This is a genomic window from Niabella agricola (assembly GCF_021538615.1).
GTDB classification, from domain to species: domain Bacteria; phylum Bacteroidota; class Bacteroidia; order Chitinophagales; family Chitinophagaceae; genus Niabella; species Niabella agricola.
The window spans coordinates 4,147,931-4,167,195 of sequence record NZ_JAJHIZ010000003.1 but is presented as its reverse complement, the minus strand read 5'-3'; the positions used below and the strand labels follow the sequence as shown (position 1 = coordinate 4,167,195).

Below are 19,265 nucleotides of genomic sequence, written 5' to 3'. Positions count from 1 at the left end.
GGCGATGGAGACCCGGAAGGTACGAAGACCTAAATACAGCAGCCACAGTGACACTGGAACAAGGACTGGTGGCAGGGTCTTAAAGATTCAGCGCCCAACATCACAAAAATTGAATTGAAGAGCGTTGCATTATTTGTATCAGCGCAGTTTGCCCGGCTTCGGCGGTTCTAAAAGCACTCAGCGCTTCAGTGCGTCTGTGGCATTGTCATCTATTTTTTATTCACAAAATCCCTAAGATAAGAACAGCGTGTAAGGGTTTCCTTATAAAAGCGGGTTCCGCCATAATCCTTCTGATACTGTATAAAAAGCGGATTTTTTTTGAAGGCCTTGTAGTAGGCTTTAACTTTTTGATCATACAGGTCATAATTATAATTAAAGTCTTCGTATTGCGGCTTCCGCAATTCTTTCTGGCTGCACCTGGCCATCATAAACAGGCATTTTGCTTTCATTTCTGCATTCGTTGCCCGGCTCAGCGCTTTTTCAAAATAGCTTTTTGCCTTAAAGCAACCATAGTAATCTTTTTCAAATGCGCTGGCTTGCTGCGGAATTACATAACCGTCGGAACCGCTCCTGAAATAGGTGGCCAGTTCCCATGCATAGCCGTAATAGGTGATATTGTAGTAACCAAGTCCCAGCTGGTATAAAGCATCCGGATCATCCTGCTTTGCCAGCAGGGACTTCATTTTTTTGGCATAAGCCAGCTTTGTGGTGGTTACGGCGTCACCCGCCAGCCGCTCTTCACGATCGTACAATAATTCCTTGAACGGATCTTTTTCAATAACCGTGTTGTCTTCTTTACTCAGCCAGTCGATGGCTTTGTTATAGTCGTAAACACGCAGGTATGCGGTACCGATATAATCCGCCACGTCCTGGCGGTCAAGCGTATTAATACCCAGGATAAACGATTCAAAAGACGAGAACCGTTTACCGGTAAGAAATCCGTATAAAGCCGTTGCCTGTGGAATACTAAACGAATCCCGCACATAATTAATGGCGGTAGGATATACCCAGTTTGTTTTGTCGGCAGCACCATATGCCAGCGCCATCCGGTTTATATCGCCCTGCGCCGCATAGCGTGCGGCCAACACTTCTACCATCACATTTTTAAAAAAGCTGATCCACTGATCCTGTTCCGGATCACTTTCCGAACGCCGCTGTTCTCCGTTTGCCTTTTTCCAAAGCCATTGCAGGGAAGGCAATATCTTTTGCTCAGCTACAGCGTCCATACGGGTACTTTCGTTGATCGCAACCAGCAGGTTGGTCAGCATCCACTGATCTTCCAGCCTTGGAGAGCGCTTCATTTTTTTTGCCGCTGTCAAAAAACGGTTTGCGTTCCTGTAATCCTTCAGCATGCAGGAGATATAGGCCGCGCCGATGGGATACAGGGCCTGCTCCCCGTTCTTCTTGTTGACCGAGAGCGCTTCCAGCGTTTTTACAAAAGCATTCAACGTTGCCGTCTCCTCTGCCGATAAGGCTCCCGATGTGGCAAAGATCCCATTTTGCTTTGCAGGCGGCAGGCTCATCCCAAATCCATGTAAAAAGGCCATTTCAATCTTATTGATTTCGCGCACCACCAACGTGGGCATGATATCCATCCCGGGATTGAGCTGGTGGATTTCCTCCAATACCGGTACATCCGGGTCGTCGTTACCCAAACTGTATAAGGCCAGCATACCCGCCTTTTCCTGGTCGTTTTTACAAAGTGGCAGGTATTCCTTTTGAAACCGTTCATCTCTGGGAACAGCCCACCCAAAGCTATTGAAATTGGCAATTTTCTTTATGTTTGTTGCATTAAACGCCTGTGAAAAAATATAGGCAGCTTCCGGCTTGCGGTCCAGCTGGTAAAGGGCGCCGGCTTTCAATCCCAGGCTCATTAACTGCAGTACGCCCGGCGTTGGATTACCGCTTACCAGCTCATCGTAATATCGTACCGCATCTGCATACTGGTGATTGTAATGCGCCAGACGCACCACCTGGTAACCATATTTCAGCCGGAATACCGGCGATTTCGCCGCTCTGTATAATTGCAACCCGTTCTTGAGCAACCCGTTCATCTTAATGCTGTCTCTTGGTGTGGCATCCCAGCTATTGTATTCACGGGTAACATATGGTTCCACCTGCTTTGCATACATCAGGTATCCCAGTGCCTCCAGATCCTTATGCTCCAGAAAAAAACGGGTCATCCCGTTGTTCTTTACCGAATCCGGCACTGCCAGGGATTTTCCATTTTCAAGATGATCATACAAACTAACCAGGTCTTTCCGGCTGAACTTCATCACAAAAGCGTTGGCATCTTTTTGTGTAGCCTGCTCTTTTGTAAACACGCTCCATTCCTTTACCAGGGCCTCTGCTGTAGAGGGCCACTCCTCCTCATCTCTTAAAAACTGAAGATCGGCAAAATAGAACGGGGCATATACCGGTGTTTCCGCCGCATACTTGTTAAAGAAGGATATAAAGGAGCTATAGGCATCTTCTACATCTGCACAACTGAATATATTATTGGGAATGGCAAGGAAGATACAGCTAATACAGGCTGTTATAGATGCTCTCCATTTCATAAAACGAATATTTACTTAAAGTTACAGAATCCAGGTGATACAAGGCCACCCGTAAGCGGCGGCCGGGCAGGCGGTCAGACAATAAACGTCCTACTGCTGTTACTACCGGCGCCTCGCTGGTTTCCGGTCTCAGGAACTGGCCGCCTTTTACCGGTCGTCCTCCCAGCAGTGTATCTTTTTGTACGCGGTACCCCGCTCCGGATTTTTTAAACGCGGAGGTATTTTCCAACGCTGAGGTGGTGTTGCGGATGAGCCCGGCAAACCGATCCTTATCAAAAATAACCACCCAGGAAAAAAGCGGCAACCCCGCGTCCAGCGGCAGCGGATAGGTGGCAATCCGCTGAATATAGCGCCGGAACTCCTGCGCATCAATGATCGAGTTTCTTACGTTCACCTGTTGCAGATCTCCCATATTATAACACATCAGCAGGCCCCGGTCTACAGGAGGTACTCCGGCAGATCCTTTGTATTTTACCTGGTGCAGCCGGATGGTGGCAGACAGCGTTCGGCTGCTGTTAACAGTTTTTAAAGCCCGCAGCAGTTGAAAGTACCGGTCGCGGGTGGTTCCGGACCAATCGCAATCGATCTGCAACTCCTCGTAACGGCCAAAACCGTTTTGTGTTGCAAGCTTATCGGCCAGTCTGGTAATATTTATGGCCAGCTGGTTAGCCTGTGTACTGTCCAACGCATAGAAACATTCATTGGTAATGAAAATGGTGGGTATGATCCGTTTTTGGAGTAACCAGGCGGAGTCTTTTACCAGCAGTTTAGCTGCAGGTTCCGGTTCTTTTTTCAACGGGTTCCATACTACGTCAAACAGTTTGATATAAAGTGTAGTAACGCCCAGACTATCGGCTTGCTGCTTTTCATATACCGTAGGAGCAAAAACACTTTTCCAGTAATAAAAAGCCCGCTCCGTTTCCCGGGGTTTACGATTACCGTTGCAGGAGCCAACAAAAAGCGCCAGTATGAAAACAAGAGTTGCGGTTGATCGCTGCATGTAAGCTACAGTTGCCGCAAATGTAGGAGAAGTTTGGGAATGAGCGTCGAGATTCGAGATTTCAGATATGAGATATGTTTCGTACTCTGAAGGGGGGCACTGATTTCCCTGTTCTCAATCTGAATGCTCAAATCAGTATGCTCGTATCTCGATTCTCTTATCTGGATTCTCTTATCTGGATTCTCAAACCAATCTTTCCATTTATAACCAATAATCGCCATTTGCTTATTTTCGGCAGAAACCGCAGATTAATTATTTAGTTTTGCGGTATGTTTTCAGGCAAGCAGCGATACTGGTGGTTTCAGCTTATCGGATGGGGCGGACTTTTCCTCATTCATTTGTTCTTTGCCTGGTTCTACGGCAAGTTTGACACGCCTGAGGACCGGAACCTGTTTTTTACCCGGGCCCTTAGTTTTGTGGTGATCGGGGTATTGCTGACACATCTGATGCGCCTGTTTATATTGAGGCTGCACCTGCTGGAACACAACTGGGGACTACAGCTGTTGAATTTCCTGCTCCTTTCCATCATTACCGCATCCCTTTGCGGTATCATTGAACAGCAGGTGTATAAACATTTTGCGCTGTTTACGCAACGGGAAATTGAGGTGTTGAAACGCAGGGGAATCTGGCTGGTATCGTTTAACAATATGATCTCCTGGTTCATTTATATCTTTATCTGGAATGCCATCTATATCATTTATCATTATGCCCGCGATTACCAGCAGCAACAGATCGATACCCTCCGCTTAAAATCGTTGGTGCGCGAGCTGGAGCTTAAAACCATTAAGTCCAATATCAACCCGCATTTTATTTTTAATGCGCTGAACAGCATCCGGGCCCTGGTAGATGAAAATCCGGGCCGGGCACGCGAGGCCATCACGGAATTGAGCAATATCCTGCGCAGCAGCATTACCATGCATAAAACCGAATCGGTGGCATTGAAAAATGAACTGGCCATTATTGAAGACTACCTGGCCCTGGAACAGGTACGTTTTGAGGACCGGCTGGCGGTAAGCTACCAGATCGACAGCCAGGCGCTGGAAAAACAAATTCCTCCCATGATGTTGCAGATGCTGGTGGAAAATGCCATTAAACACGGCATCAGCCAGGAGCTGCAGGGAGGCACCGTTTCCATTGCCGCCCGGTTAAGAAACAACCTGATCGAACTTTGTGTACAAAACACAGGCAGGCTTACAGAGAAAAAAGGAGGAACCGGTTTTGGACTCAACAGCATCCGCGACCGTCTGAAACTGTTATATCCCGGCAAAAGCGATTTTGAGATCCGGCAGCTGAATGCCGAAACCGTGGAAGCCAGGATCGAATTGCCCGTTTAAAAACAAACAGATCAAACAAAGAGGATGAAACATATACGCACCATCATTATAGACGACGAACGGCTGGCCCGTTCAGAACTGAAGAAGTTGCTCCAGGGCTTTCAGGGCATTGCCATCATCGATGAAGCGGGCAATGCGGAAGAAGGAATGCGAAAGATTAATGCGCAACAGCCGGACCTGATTTTCCTGGATATCCAGATGCCGGGAAAGTCGGGTTTTGAAATGCTGGAAACGCTGGATTATACACCGCTGGTGATTTTTACTACGGCCTATGACGAATATGCATTAAAAGCCTTCCAGGTGAATGCGCTGGATTACCTCTTAAAACCGATTGACTCCAAGCGCCTGGAAGACGCCATCAAAAAACTCAACCTGCCGGATTACGAGGAAAGCGAAGCCGCCTCCTATACCAACCACGATGTGCTTAATGAAAACAGCCAGGTGTTTGTAAAAGACGGTGACCGTTGCTGGTTTGTAAAGCTCAGCGATATCCGGCTTTTTGAGAGCGTGGGAAACTATGCAAAAGTGTTCTTTGGCCCCAACAAACCGCTGATCTTAAAATCGCTCAATGCCCTGGAAGAGCGGCTGGATCCCAAGGCTTTTTTCCGGGCCAACCGGAAACACATCATCAATTTGCGTATGATCGAAAAAATTGAACCGTATTTCAATAACGGGTTGCTGATCGAATTAAAAGACGGAGAAAAGATCGAGGTCAGCCGGCGGCAGGCGGTACGTTTTAAGGAAATGATGAGTTTGTAAATGGTTTAAGGTTCAATGTTCCAGGCATGCCCGCAGTGGCGGGTTGGATTCCGCTTGTTACCTGATGATCTATCCCCGCTATTTATTGTTGCTCTTGCTTTTGGGGGACATGTAGACTAGAGAGCCCCTGAAAACTGATAACTGATTGCTGAATACTGATGGCTGATGGCTAAACCGCTTCCCGTTTTACGGAATGTACGGCATCGCTGATCTCCTTGATAAGCGCAGTGGATTTTTCAATGGCATTGCCCACTACGATCACGTCGGCACCGGCTTTGCAATTCAGGTAGGCTTTTTCCGGGTTGCTGATTCCTCCGCCCACGATCAGGGGAATCTCAACGTTTTGCGATACAGCACGGATCATGGATTCGGTAATCGGGATCCGGGCGCCGCTTCCGGCATCCATATAGATCAGCTTCATCCCCAGCATTTCCCCGGCCATGGCTGTACAAACTGCAATATCATTTTTATCGGAGGGCACCGGCGCCGCATTGCTGATGTAGGAAACCGTAGTGGGCGCTCCGCCGTCTACTACAATATATCCTGTGGGTATTACTTCCAATCCGCTCCGCTTTACCAAGGGCGCCGAAACCACATGCTGCCCGATCAACAGCTCAGGGTTCCTTCCGGAAATCAGTGAAAGATACAGCAGCGCATCTGCAAACGGGCTCACCTGTGAGGGACTGCCGGGAAACAATACCACCGGAATATGGGTGAGCGTTTTGATCTTTTTGATCACTTCATCCAAATGTGCGGAAAGCACCAGGCTTCCGCCTACAAAAAAATAATCCACTCCGGCTGCTTCCGAAAGGTTTACCAGGCTGTGCAATGAAGCAGGCGCCACAGCATCCGGGTCCAGCAATACCGCAAAGGATTTTTGGGCATTCAACTTCTTTTCCACCAAGCCACTATAAATATTCATCTTCATCAGGAAGGAGGTTTCCTGCAAAAATGCAAAAGTTTTTCCAAAAAAAGCCACCGGGCTGCTGAAACACTGAATAGACATGAATGATGAAGCCGCAAAGCATCCGATTTGGCTGTAAAACCGCGAAATTTACGCGCCGTTAAACTAAATGCGGAGCTAATTATGTATTTCTGGCCGATCCTGCATCTTAACCATACGAACAGCGTAAATGATTGCATTTTTTAAACATATGACAAAACGATTCCTGATATTGATCATACTACCTTTTATTGCCGGCACCATCTTCGGTCAGAAAAAAGACATCCGACAGCTGATAGGGGCCGTAGTTGAAAAAGCAGTGCCACCGGAATTTTCTTATTTTCACCTGGTAGATTCCAGTTTTATTTCCCGCTACGCAACAACCTATTTTGACCCGCTGGAATTTAAGACCTTTTATAAAGAAAATCCGCATTTTGACCCGGGAGCATTCAAAGCGGCAAATGCTAAAGCGAAGAAAATAAATTGGCGCAAATTCAAAATACCCCGGGCCCGGATCAACCCTTATGGAAAAATCCCGCATTATGAAAGTCAGGTCTGGATTGTTACATTGCTACCATGGAGTACTCCTGATTCGGTTTTGGAGCGAAAACGACGTGACAATAAAAGCTCGGGCGTTATTTTAAAAATAAAGGAATCCTGGACGAAAGTTCAGCAAAACGAAGCCATACAAAAAGAGCGGGAACGTTATGCCAACAGCCTGAGACCGGAGGATAAAAAATACTTTGCAATTTCCACCCCGATTTTTTCAAAAGACCGGCTCTATGCGATCATCGAGGTACGAACCGCCCTGGAGGGCTGGTGCCAGGTATACAAAAAAGTAAAAGGAAGATGGGTTTACCAGATCACGCTATCACATTGGATGGCGTAGGCCGCGGGAAATGTCTTGTTTGCAGCCGTCAGCTTTCAGTTATCCGTAATTAGTCATCCGTATTGCACATCAAGTATCAAACGGATCTAACATTGCACGTTGAACCTTAACCATTGAACCGGGAACGGCTTTCAGCCCCAAAGATACCGTTCCAGCTCCTGCGGCGACGCCAGCACGCGGATCTTCTCCCAGGGGTCTTCATAAAGAAATCCTTCCTCATACATCTTCCGGATATGCATCAGCAAATGTGTATAATAATCATTAGTATTCAGTACAAAGAGGGTTTTGTCATGAATGGCCAGATTGTTCCAGGTAATCATTTCAAAAAATTCATCCAGGGTACCATATCCTCCAGGCAGGATGACGGCCGCATCACAAAGCTCATACATCTTTCTTTTACGGGTATGCATATCCGGTACGATCTCCAGCTGGGTTAACCCTTTGTGTGATCGCTCCCGGTCGGCCAGCAATTGTGGGATTACTCCGATAGCGGTTCCGCCGCCTGCCAGCACTGCGTTGGCAATCGTACCCATCAGTCCCACATTTCCACCGCCGTAAACCAATGTTAAGCCACGTGCCGCCATCATGGCTCCCAATTCCTCGGTATGCATTGTAAACAGTGGATCCCGGCCCGCTTTCGACCCGCAAAAAACCGCAAGCGCTTTTATCCTCATGATTCGCTACTTTTATTGCAAAAGGAATTCAATTTTCCCTATCTTCAAAAATTATTTTACTTGATAACCATTGTTTAATATATACATAATATGTCTGCAGGTTTTTTGTTCTCCATTGTAATTGCCTACTTTATACTATTGCTGGCCGTGGCCTGGAAAACCAGCAAAAACAGCAATAATGAATCCTTCTTTATCGGCAACCGGAACAGCAACTGGATGCTGGTAGCGTTCGGGATGATCGGCACTTCCCTGAGCGGCGTTACGTTTGTAAGCGTACCCGGCGCCGTGGGTAAGGATGGATTTGGATATATGCAGGTAGTACTGGGTTATATGATCGGATACCTGCTGATCGCTTATGTATTATTGCCACTCTATTACCGGTTAAAACTGACCTCAATATATGGCTATCTGAAAACCCGGATGGGCATGCTATCTTATAAGACCGGCGCCTGGTTCTTTATCCTCTCCCGCCTGGTGGGTGCCACAGCCCGGTTATACCTGGTAGTACATATCCTACAAATCACCATCCTTGATAGCTTTGGGATTCCCTTTTGGATTTCTACGCTTATTATCCTTGTCATGATCATCCTGTATACCTTTGAAGGCGGTGTGAAAACCATTGTGTGGACGGACACCCTGCAAACGACCTGTATGCTGCTGGGGTTGATCATCTGTACGATTTATCTTTTAAACCATATGAACATGGGTGTGGGCGAAAGCCTGGAAGCCATGCGTAGCAGCGGTTTATCGCAGATCTTTAAAACCGATCCTTCCAAAAACGATTTCTTTATCAAACAGATCCTGGCCGGTGCCTTTATTACGCTGAGCATGACGGGCATTGACCAGGAAATGATGCAGAAAAGCATTTCGGTTACCAACCTGAAAGACTCGCAAAAGAATATGGTGTCGCTGGCATTTATCATGGTAGTGGTAATTGGCCTGTTCCTCTACCTCGGGGGCCTGCTGCATCTGTTTGCCGCCCAGGAACAATTAACCGCTAAAGGAGATGCCCTGTTCCCGGATGTGGCCGTAAACCATATGCCACCTTATATCTCGGTTATTTTTATCGTAGCCCTGATCTCGGCCTTGTTTCCCAGTGCAGATGGAGCCATGACGGCACTAACTTCTTCCTTTTGCATCGACATCGCCGGGTTGCAACGGCGTACGGATATGAACGAAACCCAAAAGAAACGGTTCCGCCAGAAAGTACACCTGCTGGTGGCGCTTTCTTTCCTGCTGCTGGTATTGATGTTTTACTGGATCAATGACAATAGCATGATCGGTATTATCCTGAAGCTGGCCGGGTATACCTATGGTCCGCTGCTGGGGTTGTTTGCCTTTGGCATTTTCACCAGGCGCCGCCCCCAAGACCGCCTGGTACCCTATGTATGTTTTATTGCCCCGATTATTTGTTTTTTTATCGACAAGTACCAATCTGTACTGTTCGGCGACTTTAAGATTGGCCTGGAACTGATTATTATTAATGCAGCATTAACGTTTATAGGTCTGCTGACCATTTCAAAGCCCGTTTCAGATCTTTCGCAGCTGGAACAGGATTCCGTTCACTAATGCGTTACCGAAAATGGAATTATTACCCATTGAATTAGAGCAATTTGCAATTAATTTCTCCACTCCGCCCGATCCGTTGCGGCAGGAAGTGGAAGCCTTTACCCAACAGCAACACGCCGAACCGCATATGCTGAGTGGCCCGGTTCAGGGTAAACTACTGGAAATGATCAGTCACATGATCCGCCCCCGGCGCATCCTGGAGATCGGCACCTTCACCGGATACAGCGCCCTGTGTCTAGCCGAAGGACTAACGAACGACGGTGAGCTACACACCATCGAATTCCGTGAAGAAACTGCGGCCATCGCCCACAATTTTTTTCAGAAATCGACGTTATATCCAAGAATAAAACTGCATGTTGGTAACGCGCTGAATATCATTCCTGCTTTGCATGAAACCTGGGACCTGGTTTTTATTGATGCAGACAAACCGGGTTATATGGACTATTTTAAGCTCGTTTTACCGGCAGTTAAGAAAAATGGCTTTATCTTAGCGGATAACATTTTTTTCCACGGGCAGGTTTTTACCGAAAATCCCAAGGGAAAAAGCGCAAAAGCCATCCAGGCGTTTAACGATTTTATTCAACATAGAGAAGATATTGACAAACTGGTTCTGACCATTAGAGACGGACTATATTTATTGCGAAAATTGTAATTGATATTGATGATACGGAAATTGTTTTTGGCAACCGCCCTTTTAATAACGATGACTGCCAGTGCCCAACAATCAGATAAAGTTGTGGCATATATTCAACAATACCGGGGCATTGCAATTAAAGAAATGCAGCGGACGGGGGTGCCGGCAGCCATCAAGCTGGCGCAGGCGATACTGGAATCCAATGCGGGCGACGGAGACCTGGCATTGCGCTCCAACAATCATTTTGGCATCAAGTGCAAAACCGGCTATACCGGTCCTTACGTATTACATGATGACGATCGTCCGCAGGAGCGGTTTATCAAATACGAGCACCCCGAAGCTTCCTTCCAGGATCATTCTGATTTTTTGAAAGGCCGCGACCGGTATGCGTTTCTTTTTCAACTGGATCCTACCGATTACAAAGCATGGGCGAACGGTTTGAAGAAAGCGGGGTATGCCACCAATCCCAAATACCCGCAACTTTTGATCGGTTTAATTGAGCGCTACAACCTGGAGGATTATACACTGATTGCCCTGGGCAAAAAAGAAATGCCGCAGGAACTTAAAGCGTCCTTTGCGGTAGCAAAAGAGGAGGCCGAAGAGATCGCGGTAAAAAAGATCAAACAGTATCCGCAGGGTGATTTTGTGATCAACCAGACCAAAGTGATCTTTGCAAAGCAGGGCACGGCTTTTGAAGCCATTGCTGCCCGTTACAATATTCCAATAAGCCGGCTCTTCCTGTATAACGACCTGCAGGAAAACCAGCTACCCCAAAACGACGCCCTGGTATTTTTACAGTTGAAAAGGACCGAAAGCCCCAAAACCTTTCACGAAGTAGAAGCGGGAGAAACCCTTTATGAAATTGCACAGGAAGAAGGAGTACGCCTGGAATCATTACTGAAATACAATAATCTTACGAAATTTGCCTCCCCGGCAATCGGGTCTAGGCTATATTTGCAGGATATGAGCGCCGGAAAGAACTCTGTGGCGCAAAATCCTTAAAATATGGCAGACATTACGGTACACAACAAACGCTTTTCGGTTTACCTGTCAGAAGCAGTATTGCAAAAAAGAATTAAGGAGCTGGCAGACGCCATCAACGCGGATTATGCCGGAAAGAAGGTATACTTCCTGGCAATCCTGAACGGATCGTTTATGTTTGCCGCCGATTTTTTCAAATACCTGACCATCGACAGCGAGATCTGCTTTATTAAACTGGCGTCCTATAAAGGATTAAAATCTTCGGGCGCTGTCACAACTGCTATCGGGCTGGAAGAAGACCTGCATGAGAAGCACGTGGTGATTCTTGAAGACATTATCGACACCGGGAAAACACTACACTATTTTCTTCCACAACTGGAGCATCAGCAACCCAGCTCATTAAAGATCGTTGCACTCCTGCATAAGTCGGAAATGACAAAATACCAGGTACCGATCGATTATACCGGCTTCGTGATCCCCAACAAATTTGTGGTAGGCTATGGCCTGGATTACGATGGACTGGGCCGGAATTACAAGGATATTTACCAGCTGGCAGAAGACTAAAAACTTTGGGCCACAAAGACACCAAGACTCAACGTTTCACAAAATCAATGCGCAGAGCGTGCACAGATTTACAAGAATGGGCTTAATATTAAGAAGCATTCTTCTGCGATAAGCCATCCGTGCACACAGATCCCAGCACTTTCCTGAGTTCTATAGAAAGACCTTCGGGTTTCTTTGGGCCTCTGTGACTTTATGACGTACTGCCGTTATTTCTGCTGAGCCTGCTGCATGGGGTTAGAGCCGGTACTTTGTCCGCGGGCGGCCCCTGTTTTTTGCGCAAAGGCTTTAAACCTTGTCGGGGCCGGCATTTGATTCCATACATTATTGCTTTCATCAATATCCGCTGTTTCGCGGAACGGATCCAGCCGGATGCCTGCTACTTCTTTATTTTTTACAAACAATTTGTTTACGGTATTTTCATTGTGTCTCCAGATCTGGGCCGGAATGCGGTCGATCTGCCGGGTACCATCTTTAAACGTCCATTCGATAATAATCGGCATCACCATGCCGCCCTTATTTGAGAAATTCAGTTGGTAGAAATACTTGCCGGCAAATTGCTGCCGGGCACCCGGAGTGAGGGGCTCTATACCCGGCGCAAGCGTTACCGTAAACGTTTTTGTGGAATCATAAGGCTCCTGTCCACGGGCGTAACGCCAGTAAAAATCACGTGCATCGGTATCCGTATCGGTATAAAAGCTAAGCTTCCGGTTTTCGCGGTTGCGGATCTTCGAAATATCATCAAACTCGGGCACCATTGGTGCATCCATTCTCTTTGTAACCGTTTTTCCTGCAGGAATGGGACTGTCAATGTCCGCCGTCGCCACATTTACAGAGTCCAGGGAGATATCTACCGGGTTGATGCCATAGAACCAGCCCCGCCAGAACCAATCCAAATCCTCGCCGCTGGCATCTTCCATGGTACGGAACAGATCCGCCGGTGTGGGATGTTTAAATGCCCAGCGGCGTGCATATTCCTTAAAGGAAAAATCAAAAAGATTCCGTCCCATGATGGTTTCCCTTAAAATGTTTAAACCGGTGGCTGGTTTCGCATAGGCGTTCGGACCAAACTGTACAATATTTTCGGAGTTGGTCATAATGGGCTCCAACTGGCTTTTCGGCAGTTTCATATAATCCACAATGGTCCAGGCTGGTCCGCGTTTACTGGGAAATTTATTATCCCACAACTCCTCGGTAAGATATTGTACAAAGGTATTCAGTCCTTCATCCATCCAGGTCCATTGCCGCTCGTCGCTGTTTACGATCATCGGGAAAAAGTTATGTCCTACCTCGTGGATCACCACGCCCAGCATTCCATTCTTGGTCGCTTCGCTATAGGTACCGTCCTTTTCTGTACGGCCGTAGTTAAAACAGATCATGGGGTATTCCATTCCATTGGCCGCTTCCACGCTCTGGGCCACCGGGTAAGGATACGGGATTGTAAATGCAGAATACGTTTTAATGGTATGCGCCACCGCTCTTGTCGAAAACTTCCGGTACAAGCCATAGGCTTCTTTTCCGTAAAAGCTCATACACATTACTTTTTTACCATTAATCAGCTGTGGCATACCGTCCCAGATATATTTACGGGAGGAGGTCCAGGCAAAGTCCCGCACATTATCGGCCTTAAAATGCCAGGTTTTTGTTTTGGTGCTCTTATTTTTTTCCGCAGCCTTTGCTTCTTCCAGGGTAACGATTTCTACCGGTTCTTTGGCATTGGTTGCCAGCCGATAGCGTGCCAGCTGTGCAGACGTTAATACCTGGGCATAGTTCTGGCATTCACCGGTGCTTCCCACAATATGATCTGCCGGCACGGTCATCTGCACATCAAAATTGCCGAAGGTCAGCGCAAATTCCCCTCTTCCGGTAAACTGGTGGTTTTGCCATCCCTGAAAATCGCTGTACACGCATACCCGGGGGTACCACTGGGTAATGGTATAGAGGCTATTACCATCTTCCGGGAACAATTCATAGCCGCCCCTGCCTCCCAGGGTAATCCGGTCGGGAATCTTATAGGACCAATCGATCTTAAACTGGAAACGCTGGCCGGGTTTCAGCGGAGTCTGCAGGTCTACGCGCATCATCGTCTTGTTGATGGTATATGGCAACGCTTTTCCCGTCATATCGGTAATGGACCTGATCTTGTGGCCATAGCCGTTATCCGGCCCGTTCTGGTCTTCCATTTTTGCCAGGGCCCGGTCGGTCATCATCGCAGGCATCACACTCTGATCCTGATAATTGGCATTATCCTTATTACTATGCTCATTCTCATCCAACTGCAGCCATATATAAGTGAGCACATCCGGTGAGTTGTTAAAATAATTCAGGGTTTCACTTCCGGTAAGCTTTTGCCCGTTCTCATCCAGCGTGCACCGGATCACATAGTCGCAGCGCTGCTGCCAGTATTTAGGTCCCGGGGCACCGCTGGCGGTGCGGTATTCGTTCGGCGTGGGAAGAATGGTACCCAGCTGTTCAAATTTATTGCCGTGATTACTGGTGGGATTGTTCTGTATATCCTGGGCATAACCTGAACCCACCCAGATACAAGCTACCGCAAATAAAAATTTTCTCATGAATACGCTTTATGATAATGAAGGAATCCGCTCCAGCGCCATTTTTAACGAAAGCACAAACACTACAGCAGATACCACGAAAATATAGATTCTTTGGGGAATTTTTATACCGCCCACCATTAGCCTTGTTACCAGCAGGATTGCCAGCACTACGATCACCTGCCCCGCCTCCAGCCCCAGGTTAAAACCCAGGAGGCCGGTTCCTACGGATTCATCACTGGCCAGCATCATCCGGATGGTATTGGCAAAGCCCAGGCCATGGATCAGCCCGAAAAACAGGGCGAGGAAATAATTCGTCCGGATTTGCCGGAACTGACCCCGGCGCAGCACATTCCACAGCGCTGTGCAAACAATGGTGAGCGGGATCAGGAATTCTACCCAGGAGGAAGCGATCCGTACCAGATCGAACACACTAAGCGCCAGGGTTAAAGAATGCCCGATGGTGAAAGCAGTTACCAGGATCAGCACCTGTTTCCATTCCCGGAATGTATAGATCACTGCCAGGGCCAGGATAAACAACTGGTGGTCCAGTGCATCCGGACTGATAATATGCCGCCATCCTTCCTCAAAATAAAACCAAAAGCTGTTCATAAGCCCCTTCAGAATTTTACAGACCCCTCCTTTTTTTGCGCTGCTTTTACAAGCAAAGAACCACTGTACTCCGGTCAAACCGGCCCCCGCTTTTCCGGATCATTAAATAAAAATAATTACGCGCTCATTTTATGATGCCAACCATCAAATATAATTTACCATCTTCATATTATATACCTTTATTTGTATTAATGGTGCGTAAGAACTATAAAAGGAAATTTATATTATTACTGACGGTTGTCATACTAACCGGATTTTCGCGCCCGGCATGGCATCCGTTCCATGTGAGCGCCTCCGAAATCGAATACAACCGCAAAACACAGCGCCTGGAGATCAGCACCAAAATTTTTACAGACGATTTTGAATCAGTGCTTACCCGCATTTATAAAACCCCGGTAGACTTCAGCAATAAATCCCGGAAGCTGGCTTTAGATACGCTGGTTACGAAATATATTACCACACATTTAAGTATCCGCAGTAACGGACAGCTGCAGCGGCTGAAGCTTTTCGGCTGGGAGGTCGATCATGAGGCCGTATATCTCTATACCATGGCAGAAGCAGTATCTTTTAACCCCGGGGATATTACGGTAGAAAATACCATCCTTTATGAGCTTTTCCAGGACCAGATGAATATTGTACATTTCATTGTGAACGGCACCCGCAAAAGCAGCAAACTCGCCTACCCGGAGCGGAAGCTGCAATTTCGTTTTTAGAGAGCGAATGGAGAATTCAGAATTCAGATTTCAGATTTCAGAATTTAGAATTGAGCTGTCAGCTTTTGGCCATCAGCTAAAGGCTGAAGGCCGATTGCTGACTGCTGATGGCTATTTGCCAAAAGCGTGGTACATTTGGATTCTAAGCGCGGTACATGAATGTAAAGAAAAATTCCGGTTGGTGGATGGCCCTCCTGGGCGGTATATTGTTGTGGGCAGGCTGGCCTACATCGCCGCTTACCCTACTGCTTTTTGTAGCCTGGGTTCCGCTTCTGCACCTGGCTGATACAACCAGTTCCTGGAAAAAGTTTTTCGGACTGTCGTATATAACCCTGTTGTTGTGGAATGTGCTTACTACCTGGTGGGTAGCCAGGGCTAGTGTTCCCGGCGGCATCAGCGCATTCCTGGCCAACAGCCTGATCATGTGCCTTCCCTGGATGGCGTATTTTTTTACCCGGGCTTATTTTAGCCGGTTTGTTTCAGGACTGGCCCTGATTACTTATTGGATGATCTTTGAATGGATTCACCTGAACTGGGACCTTAGCTGGCCCTGGCTCACGCTGGGAAATGCATTTGCCTTGCATCCCAACTGGGTGCAGTGGTACGAATACACCGGGGCAGCCGGCGGCAGCCTTTGGATCCTGTTTAGCAATGTACTGGTGCACAATGTATTGGTCCGCTACCGGGAGGAAGGTAGAAGCACCGGCTATTTTAAACTGGCCGCAGCATGGGTTCTTACCCTGTGCCTGCCCATTGTTCTTTCCTTATTTGTAAAACAGCAGCTGACGCTCCTGCATAATAAATACAATGTGGTGGTGGTGCAACCCAACTACGACCCCTGGGATACCAAGTTTGCAGCAGGTAAGGAGGAAATGCAGTTACAGGAGTTAATCAGCCTGTCGCAAAAACAGATCGATGCCCAAACGGCATTGGTGGTGTGGCCGGAAACAGCGGTTCCTTACACCGTTTTGGAAGACCAGCTCCGGGACAACCTTTTTCTTAAACCTCTCTGGGGCTTTTTGCAAAACAACCCGAAGGTAAACCTGCTGACCGGGCTGGAAGGCCGCCGGTTGTTTTCTACGCGGGTAAGCCGGTACGCTCAAAAATTACCAGACGGCAGTTTTGTTGAAGGATATAACAGCGCCGCGCTATTCGACAGTGTATCAGTACAGATTGATCATAAATCCAAATTGGTGCCCGGGCCAGAGGTATTACCGGCGTTCCTTGGTTTTATGGGACCGGTATTTGAAAAATTCGGGGGCACCATGGGTGGTTATGCCCGCGATTCCTCGGAACGGATACTGCAAACCACCAATCATACATTTAACATTACACCTGCTGTTTGTTATGAAAGCATTTATGGGGATTATCTTTCGCAGTTCAACCGGAAGGGGGCCAATCTTATCTGCGTCATTACCAACGACGGGTGGTGGGGCGATACACAGGGATACCGGCAGCATATGCAATATGCGCGCCTCCGGGCCATTGAAAGCCGGAAATGGGTAGCCCGAAGTGCCAATACCGGGATCAGCTGTTTTATTGATCCTTATGGCAATATCGTGCAGCAACTGCCCTGGAACAAACAAGGCACCTTAAAACAAACCGTTGCTGCGTTTGTTTCCGAGACCTTTTACACCCGTTATGGCGACTGGCTTTTCCGTACCGTTGCAATATTGGCACTGGCATTTTTATTGATTCTTATTTATAAAAGGATTGTTCAAAAAAGACAATCCGCTCAAAAACCTTCCTGATGGGTACAAAAAATATAAATATCAATAACAGCATTATCCATTACACCATTGAGGGTGTCGGACGCCCGGTAGTGCTGTTGCACGGCTTTGGTGAAGACAGTTCCGTATGGGAAAACCAGGTGGAATACCTGCGGCACAATTACCAGGTGATTGTACCAGACATTCCGGGAAGCGGACAGTCGGAACTGACCGCCGACGTCAGCATGGAGGGTATTGCAGCAGTGATCCTCCGCATTGTGGAAGCGGAAGAGCTGGAATCTATAGTGCTGATCGGTCATAGTATGGGCGGTTATGCAACGCTGGCCTTTGCAGCGCAATACCCGCATTTGCTGGATGGTTTCGGCCTGTTTCATTCCACAGCAGCGGCTGATACTGAAGAAAAAAAAGAAACCCGGCGCAAGGGCATCGCCTTTATAGAAAAGCACGGGGCCAATGAATTTTTACAAACAACGATCCCCAATTTATTTTCTGCCCATACCAAAGAAAGCAATCCCGGCCTGGTTCAGCAATTTACCGACCGTCTTCCTGTTTTTTCAAAAACCGCACTCAAAAGCTATTATGAAGCCATGATTAAACGGCCGGAGCGGATCGACCTGTTCTCAAAAACCGACCTGCCGGTACTATTTATTATTGGCGAACAGGATACGGTCATTCCTTTTGAAGACATTTTAAAGCAAGCCTCCATGCCGCGGATCTCCTATATTCATGTATTGCATCATTCCGGCCATATGGGTATGCTGGAGGAATCCGGAAAGGCAAGTGCGGCAATCGAAGAATTTTTGATGGAGCTGAAATAGCAGAGAACAGTCAATGGTGCATCGTGAAGGGCACTTTAGTTTCTTCACGGAACAAACTCAATACGATGAATAAAACCGTTTTTATAACAGGTGCCACCGCCGGATTTGGCGAAGCCTGTGCCAAAAAATTTGCAGCGAACCATTACAATGTGATCATTACCGGGAGAAGACAGGACCGGCTGGAGCAACTTGCTGAAACGCTGACAAGCACTTATTCCGTTGCAGTGCTGCCGCTGGTATTTGATGTGCGTAACCGGGACCACGTATCTGAAGCTATCGCCGGTCTTCCGGAATCCTGGAAACAGATTGATGTACTGGTGAACAATGCCGGTCTCGCTGCAGGCAAAGATGATTTTGCCCAGGCGAGCCTGGATGACTGGGATACCATGGTGGATACCAATATTAAGGGGTTTGCATATGTGGCTCAGGCTGTTTCCAGGCTGATGATTCCACATAAAAGAGGGCATATCATCAACCTCGGCTCTGTGGCCGCAAAACAGGTGTATGCACAGGGCAATATGTACTGTGCCACCAAACATGCAGTGGATGCACTTTCCCAGGCTATGCGGATCGATCTCCTGCCCTTTCATATAAAAGTGACTGCCATTCATCCGGGCGCCGCCAATACAGAATTTTCAACCGTTCGCTTCAAAGGCGACCGTATTGCAGCGGACAAGGTTTATGAAGGTTTAATTCCTCTCATTGCCGAAGATATTGCCGAAACCATTTTTTATTGTGCCGCCTTGCCAGCGCATGTTTGCATCAACGACCTGGTGATTACCTGTACCCAACAGGCGGATTGTTTTTATTACGACCGTGAGTAGGACTTGAGATTTGAGCCCCGAAGCCCCGGGGGAGATTTGAGCAATCAGTCTTTAGCGTTCAGCATCGTTTAGACATCCCAAAACTTGAAACCTGAAACTAAAAATAGTACCTTT

General features: G+C 47.5%; 17 protein-coding genes. 11 read left to right on the top strand and 6 right to left on the bottom strand.

What is annotated here, in order from left to right; translation table 11 throughout:
* Positions 1-209 precede the first annotated feature (209 nt).
* Entirely contained in the window at positions 210-2,558 is a 2,349-nt protein-coding gene (locus LL912_RS22810) for a hypothetical protein (protein WP_235555928.1), read from the bottom strand.
* Entirely contained in the window at positions 2,524-3,558 is a 1,035-nt protein-coding gene (locus tag LL912_RS22805) for a hypothetical protein (protein ID WP_235555927.1), read from the bottom strand. Before LL912_RS22805 ends, LL912_RS22810 begins: the two co-directional genes overlap by 35 nt.
* 269 nt (positions 3,559-3,827) lie before the next feature.
* Between LL912_RS22805 and LL912_RS22800 the strand changes: the two genes are divergently transcribed.
* Both LL912_RS22800 and LL912_RS22795 read left to right on the top strand, forming a co-directional pair.
* The gene (locus LL912_RS22800) at positions 3,828-4,892 is read left to right on the top strand and encodes a sensor histidine kinase (protein WP_235555926.1); all 1,065 of its coding nucleotides are present in this window, start codon (positions 3,828-3,830) and stop codon (positions 4,890-4,892) included.
* Positions 4,893-4,916: 24 nt separating this feature from the next.
* Positions 4,917-5,651, top strand: coding sequence for a LytR/AlgR family response regulator transcription factor (locus LL912_RS22795; RefSeq protein WP_235555925.1), 735 nt, complete (start codon positions 4,917-4,919; stop codon positions 5,649-5,651).
* Between the two features lie 169 nt (positions 5,652-5,820).
* Here the strand turns inward: LL912_RS22795 and LL912_RS22790 are convergent, their stop codons facing one another.
* Positions 5,821-6,657, bottom strand: coding sequence for a geranylgeranylglyceryl/heptaprenylglyceryl phosphate synthase (locus LL912_RS22790; RefSeq protein ID WP_235555924.1), 837 nt, complete (start codon positions 6,655-6,657; stop codon positions 5,821-5,823).
* A gap of 148 nt (positions 6,658-6,805) precedes the next feature.
* On the opposite strand from LL912_RS22790, the gene LL912_RS22785 reads away from it, so the two are divergent.
* Positions 6,806-7,483, top strand: coding sequence for a hypothetical protein (locus LL912_RS22785; protein WP_235555923.1), 678 nt, complete (start codon positions 6,806-6,808; stop codon positions 7,481-7,483).
* Between the two features lie 131 nt (positions 7,484-7,614).
* Here the strand turns inward: LL912_RS22785 and LL912_RS22780 are convergent, their stop codons facing one another.
* Positions 7,615-8,157, bottom strand: a complete 543-nt coding sequence (locus LL912_RS22780) for an LOG family protein (protein ID WP_235555922.1) — start codon at positions 8,155-8,157, stop codon at positions 7,615-7,617.
* Positions 8,158-8,247: 90 nt separating this feature from the next.
* Between LL912_RS22780 and LL912_RS22775 the strand changes: the two genes are divergently transcribed.
* From LL912_RS22775 to hpt, 4 genes are all read left to right on the top strand, one after another.
* A complete protein-coding gene (locus LL912_RS22775) occupies positions 8,248-9,726 on the top strand; it encodes a sodium:solute symporter (protein ID WP_235555921.1) in 1,479 nt (492 codons plus the stop codon).
* A 13-nt stretch (positions 9,727-9,739) separates the two neighbouring features.
* A complete protein-coding gene (locus LL912_RS22770) occupies positions 9,740-10,378 on the top strand; it encodes an O-methyltransferase (RefSeq protein ID WP_235555920.1) in 639 nt (212 codons plus the stop codon).
* 84 nt (positions 10,379-10,462) lie between these two features.
* Positions 10,463-11,362, top strand: a complete 900-nt coding sequence (locus LL912_RS22765) for a glucosaminidase domain-containing protein (RefSeq protein WP_235555919.1) — start codon at positions 10,463-10,465, stop codon at positions 11,360-11,362.
* Positions 11,363-11,365: 3 nt separating this feature from the next.
* Entirely contained in the window at positions 11,366-11,905 is a 540-nt protein-coding gene (gene hpt, locus LL912_RS22760; protein WP_235555918.1) for a hypoxanthine phosphoribosyltransferase, read from the top strand.
* Between the two features lie 206 nt (positions 11,906-12,111).
* On the opposite strand, the gene LL912_RS22755 is transcribed toward hpt, so the two are convergent.
* Positions 12,112-14,475, bottom strand: a complete 2,364-nt coding sequence (locus LL912_RS22755) for a M1 family metallopeptidase (protein WP_235555917.1) — start codon at positions 14,473-14,475, stop codon at positions 12,112-12,114.
* Positions 14,476-14,484: 9 nt separating this feature from the next.
* A complete protein-coding gene (locus tag LL912_RS22750) occupies positions 14,485-15,066 on the bottom strand; it encodes a HupE/UreJ family protein (protein ID WP_235555916.1) in 582 nt (193 codons plus the stop codon).
* Positions 15,067-15,197: 131 nt separating this feature from the next.
* On the opposite strand from LL912_RS22750, the gene LL912_RS22745 reads away from it, so the two are divergent.
* The 4 genes from LL912_RS22745 to LL912_RS22730 all read left to right on the top strand — a co-directional run bounded on the left by LL912_RS22745 (position 15,198) and on the right by LL912_RS22730 (position 19,151).
* Positions 15,198-15,779 (top strand): DUF6702 family protein, encoded by a 582-nt coding sequence (locus LL912_RS22745; protein WP_235555915.1) that lies wholly within the window; start codon positions 15,198-15,200, stop codon positions 15,777-15,779.
* A gap of 155 nt (positions 15,780-15,934) precedes the next feature.
* Positions 15,935-17,530, top strand: a complete 1,596-nt coding sequence (gene lnt, locus LL912_RS22740) for an apolipoprotein N-acyltransferase (RefSeq protein WP_235555914.1) — start codon at positions 15,935-15,937, stop codon at positions 17,528-17,530.
* On the top strand, positions 17,530-18,327 hold the full coding sequence (locus LL912_RS22735; RefSeq protein WP_235555913.1) for an alpha/beta fold hydrolase: 798 nt from the start codon (positions 17,530-17,532) through the stop codon (positions 18,325-18,327). The genes lnt and LL912_RS22735 overlap by 1 nt, the downstream gene beginning before the upstream one ends.
* Before the next feature lie 65 nt (positions 18,328-18,392).
* A complete protein-coding gene (locus LL912_RS22730) occupies positions 18,393-19,151 on the top strand; it encodes an SDR family NAD(P)-dependent oxidoreductase (RefSeq protein ID WP_235555912.1) in 759 nt (252 codons plus the stop codon).
* Positions 19,152-19,265 lie beyond the last annotated feature (114 nt).

Excerpts from the sequence above, each read along its gene's own strand:
- hpt (WP_235555918.1), top strand. The coding sequence starts at position 11,366 with ATGGCAGACATTACGGTACACAACAAACGCTTTTCGGTTTACCTGTCA.
- LL912_RS22745 (WP_235555915.1), top strand. The coding sequence starts at position 15,198 with ATGATGCCAACCATCAAATATAATTTACCATCTTCATATTATATACCT.
- LL912_RS22785 (WP_235555923.1), top strand. The coding sequence starts at position 6,806 with ATGACAAAACGATTCCTGATATTGATCATACTACCTTTTATTGCCGGC.
- LL912_RS22780 (WP_235555922.1), bottom strand. The coding sequence starts at position 8,157 with ATGAGGATAAAAGCGCTTGCGGTTTTTTGCGGGTCGAAAGCGGGCCGG.
- LL912_RS22795 (WP_235555925.1), top strand. The coding sequence starts at position 4,917 with ATGAAACATATACGCACCATCATTATAGACGACGAACGGCTGGCCCGT.
- LL912_RS22735 (WP_235555913.1), top strand. The coding sequence starts at position 17,530 with ATGGGTACAAAAAATATAAATATCAATAACAGCATTATCCATTACACC.
- lnt (WP_235555914.1), top strand. The coding sequence starts at position 15,935 with ATGAATGTAAAGAAAAATTCCGGTTGGTGGATGGCCCTCCTGGGCGGT.
- LL912_RS22800 (WP_235555926.1), top strand. The coding sequence starts at position 3,828 with ATGTTTTCAGGCAAGCAGCGATACTGGTGGTTTCAGCTTATCGGATGG.
- LL912_RS22810 (WP_235555928.1), bottom strand. The coding sequence starts at position 2,558 with ATGAAATGGAGAGCATCTATAACAGCCTGTATTAGCTGTATCTTCCTT.
- LL912_RS22730 (WP_235555912.1), top strand. The coding sequence starts at position 18,393 with ATGAATAAAACCGTTTTTATAACAGGTGCCACCGCCGGATTTGGCGAA.
- LL912_RS22770 (WP_235555920.1), top strand. The coding sequence starts at position 9,740 with ATGGAATTATTACCCATTGAATTAGAGCAATTTGCAATTAATTTCTCC.
- LL912_RS22805 (WP_235555927.1), bottom strand. The coding sequence starts at position 3,558 with ATGCAGCGATCAACCGCAACTCTTGTTTTCATACTGGCGCTTTTTGTT.
- LL912_RS22750 (WP_235555916.1), bottom strand. The coding sequence starts at position 15,066 with ATGAACAGCTTTTGGTTTTATTTTGAGGAAGGATGGCGGCATATTATC.
- LL912_RS22775 (WP_235555921.1), top strand. The coding sequence starts at position 8,248 with ATGTCTGCAGGTTTTTTGTTCTCCATTGTAATTGCCTACTTTATACTA.
- LL912_RS22755 (WP_235555917.1), bottom strand. The coding sequence starts at position 14,475 with ATGAGAAAATTTTTATTTGCGGTAGCTTGTATCTGGGTGGGTTCAGGT.
- LL912_RS22790 (WP_235555924.1), bottom strand. The coding sequence starts at position 6,657 with ATGTCTATTCAGTGTTTCAGCAGCCCGGTGGCTTTTTTTGGAAAAACT.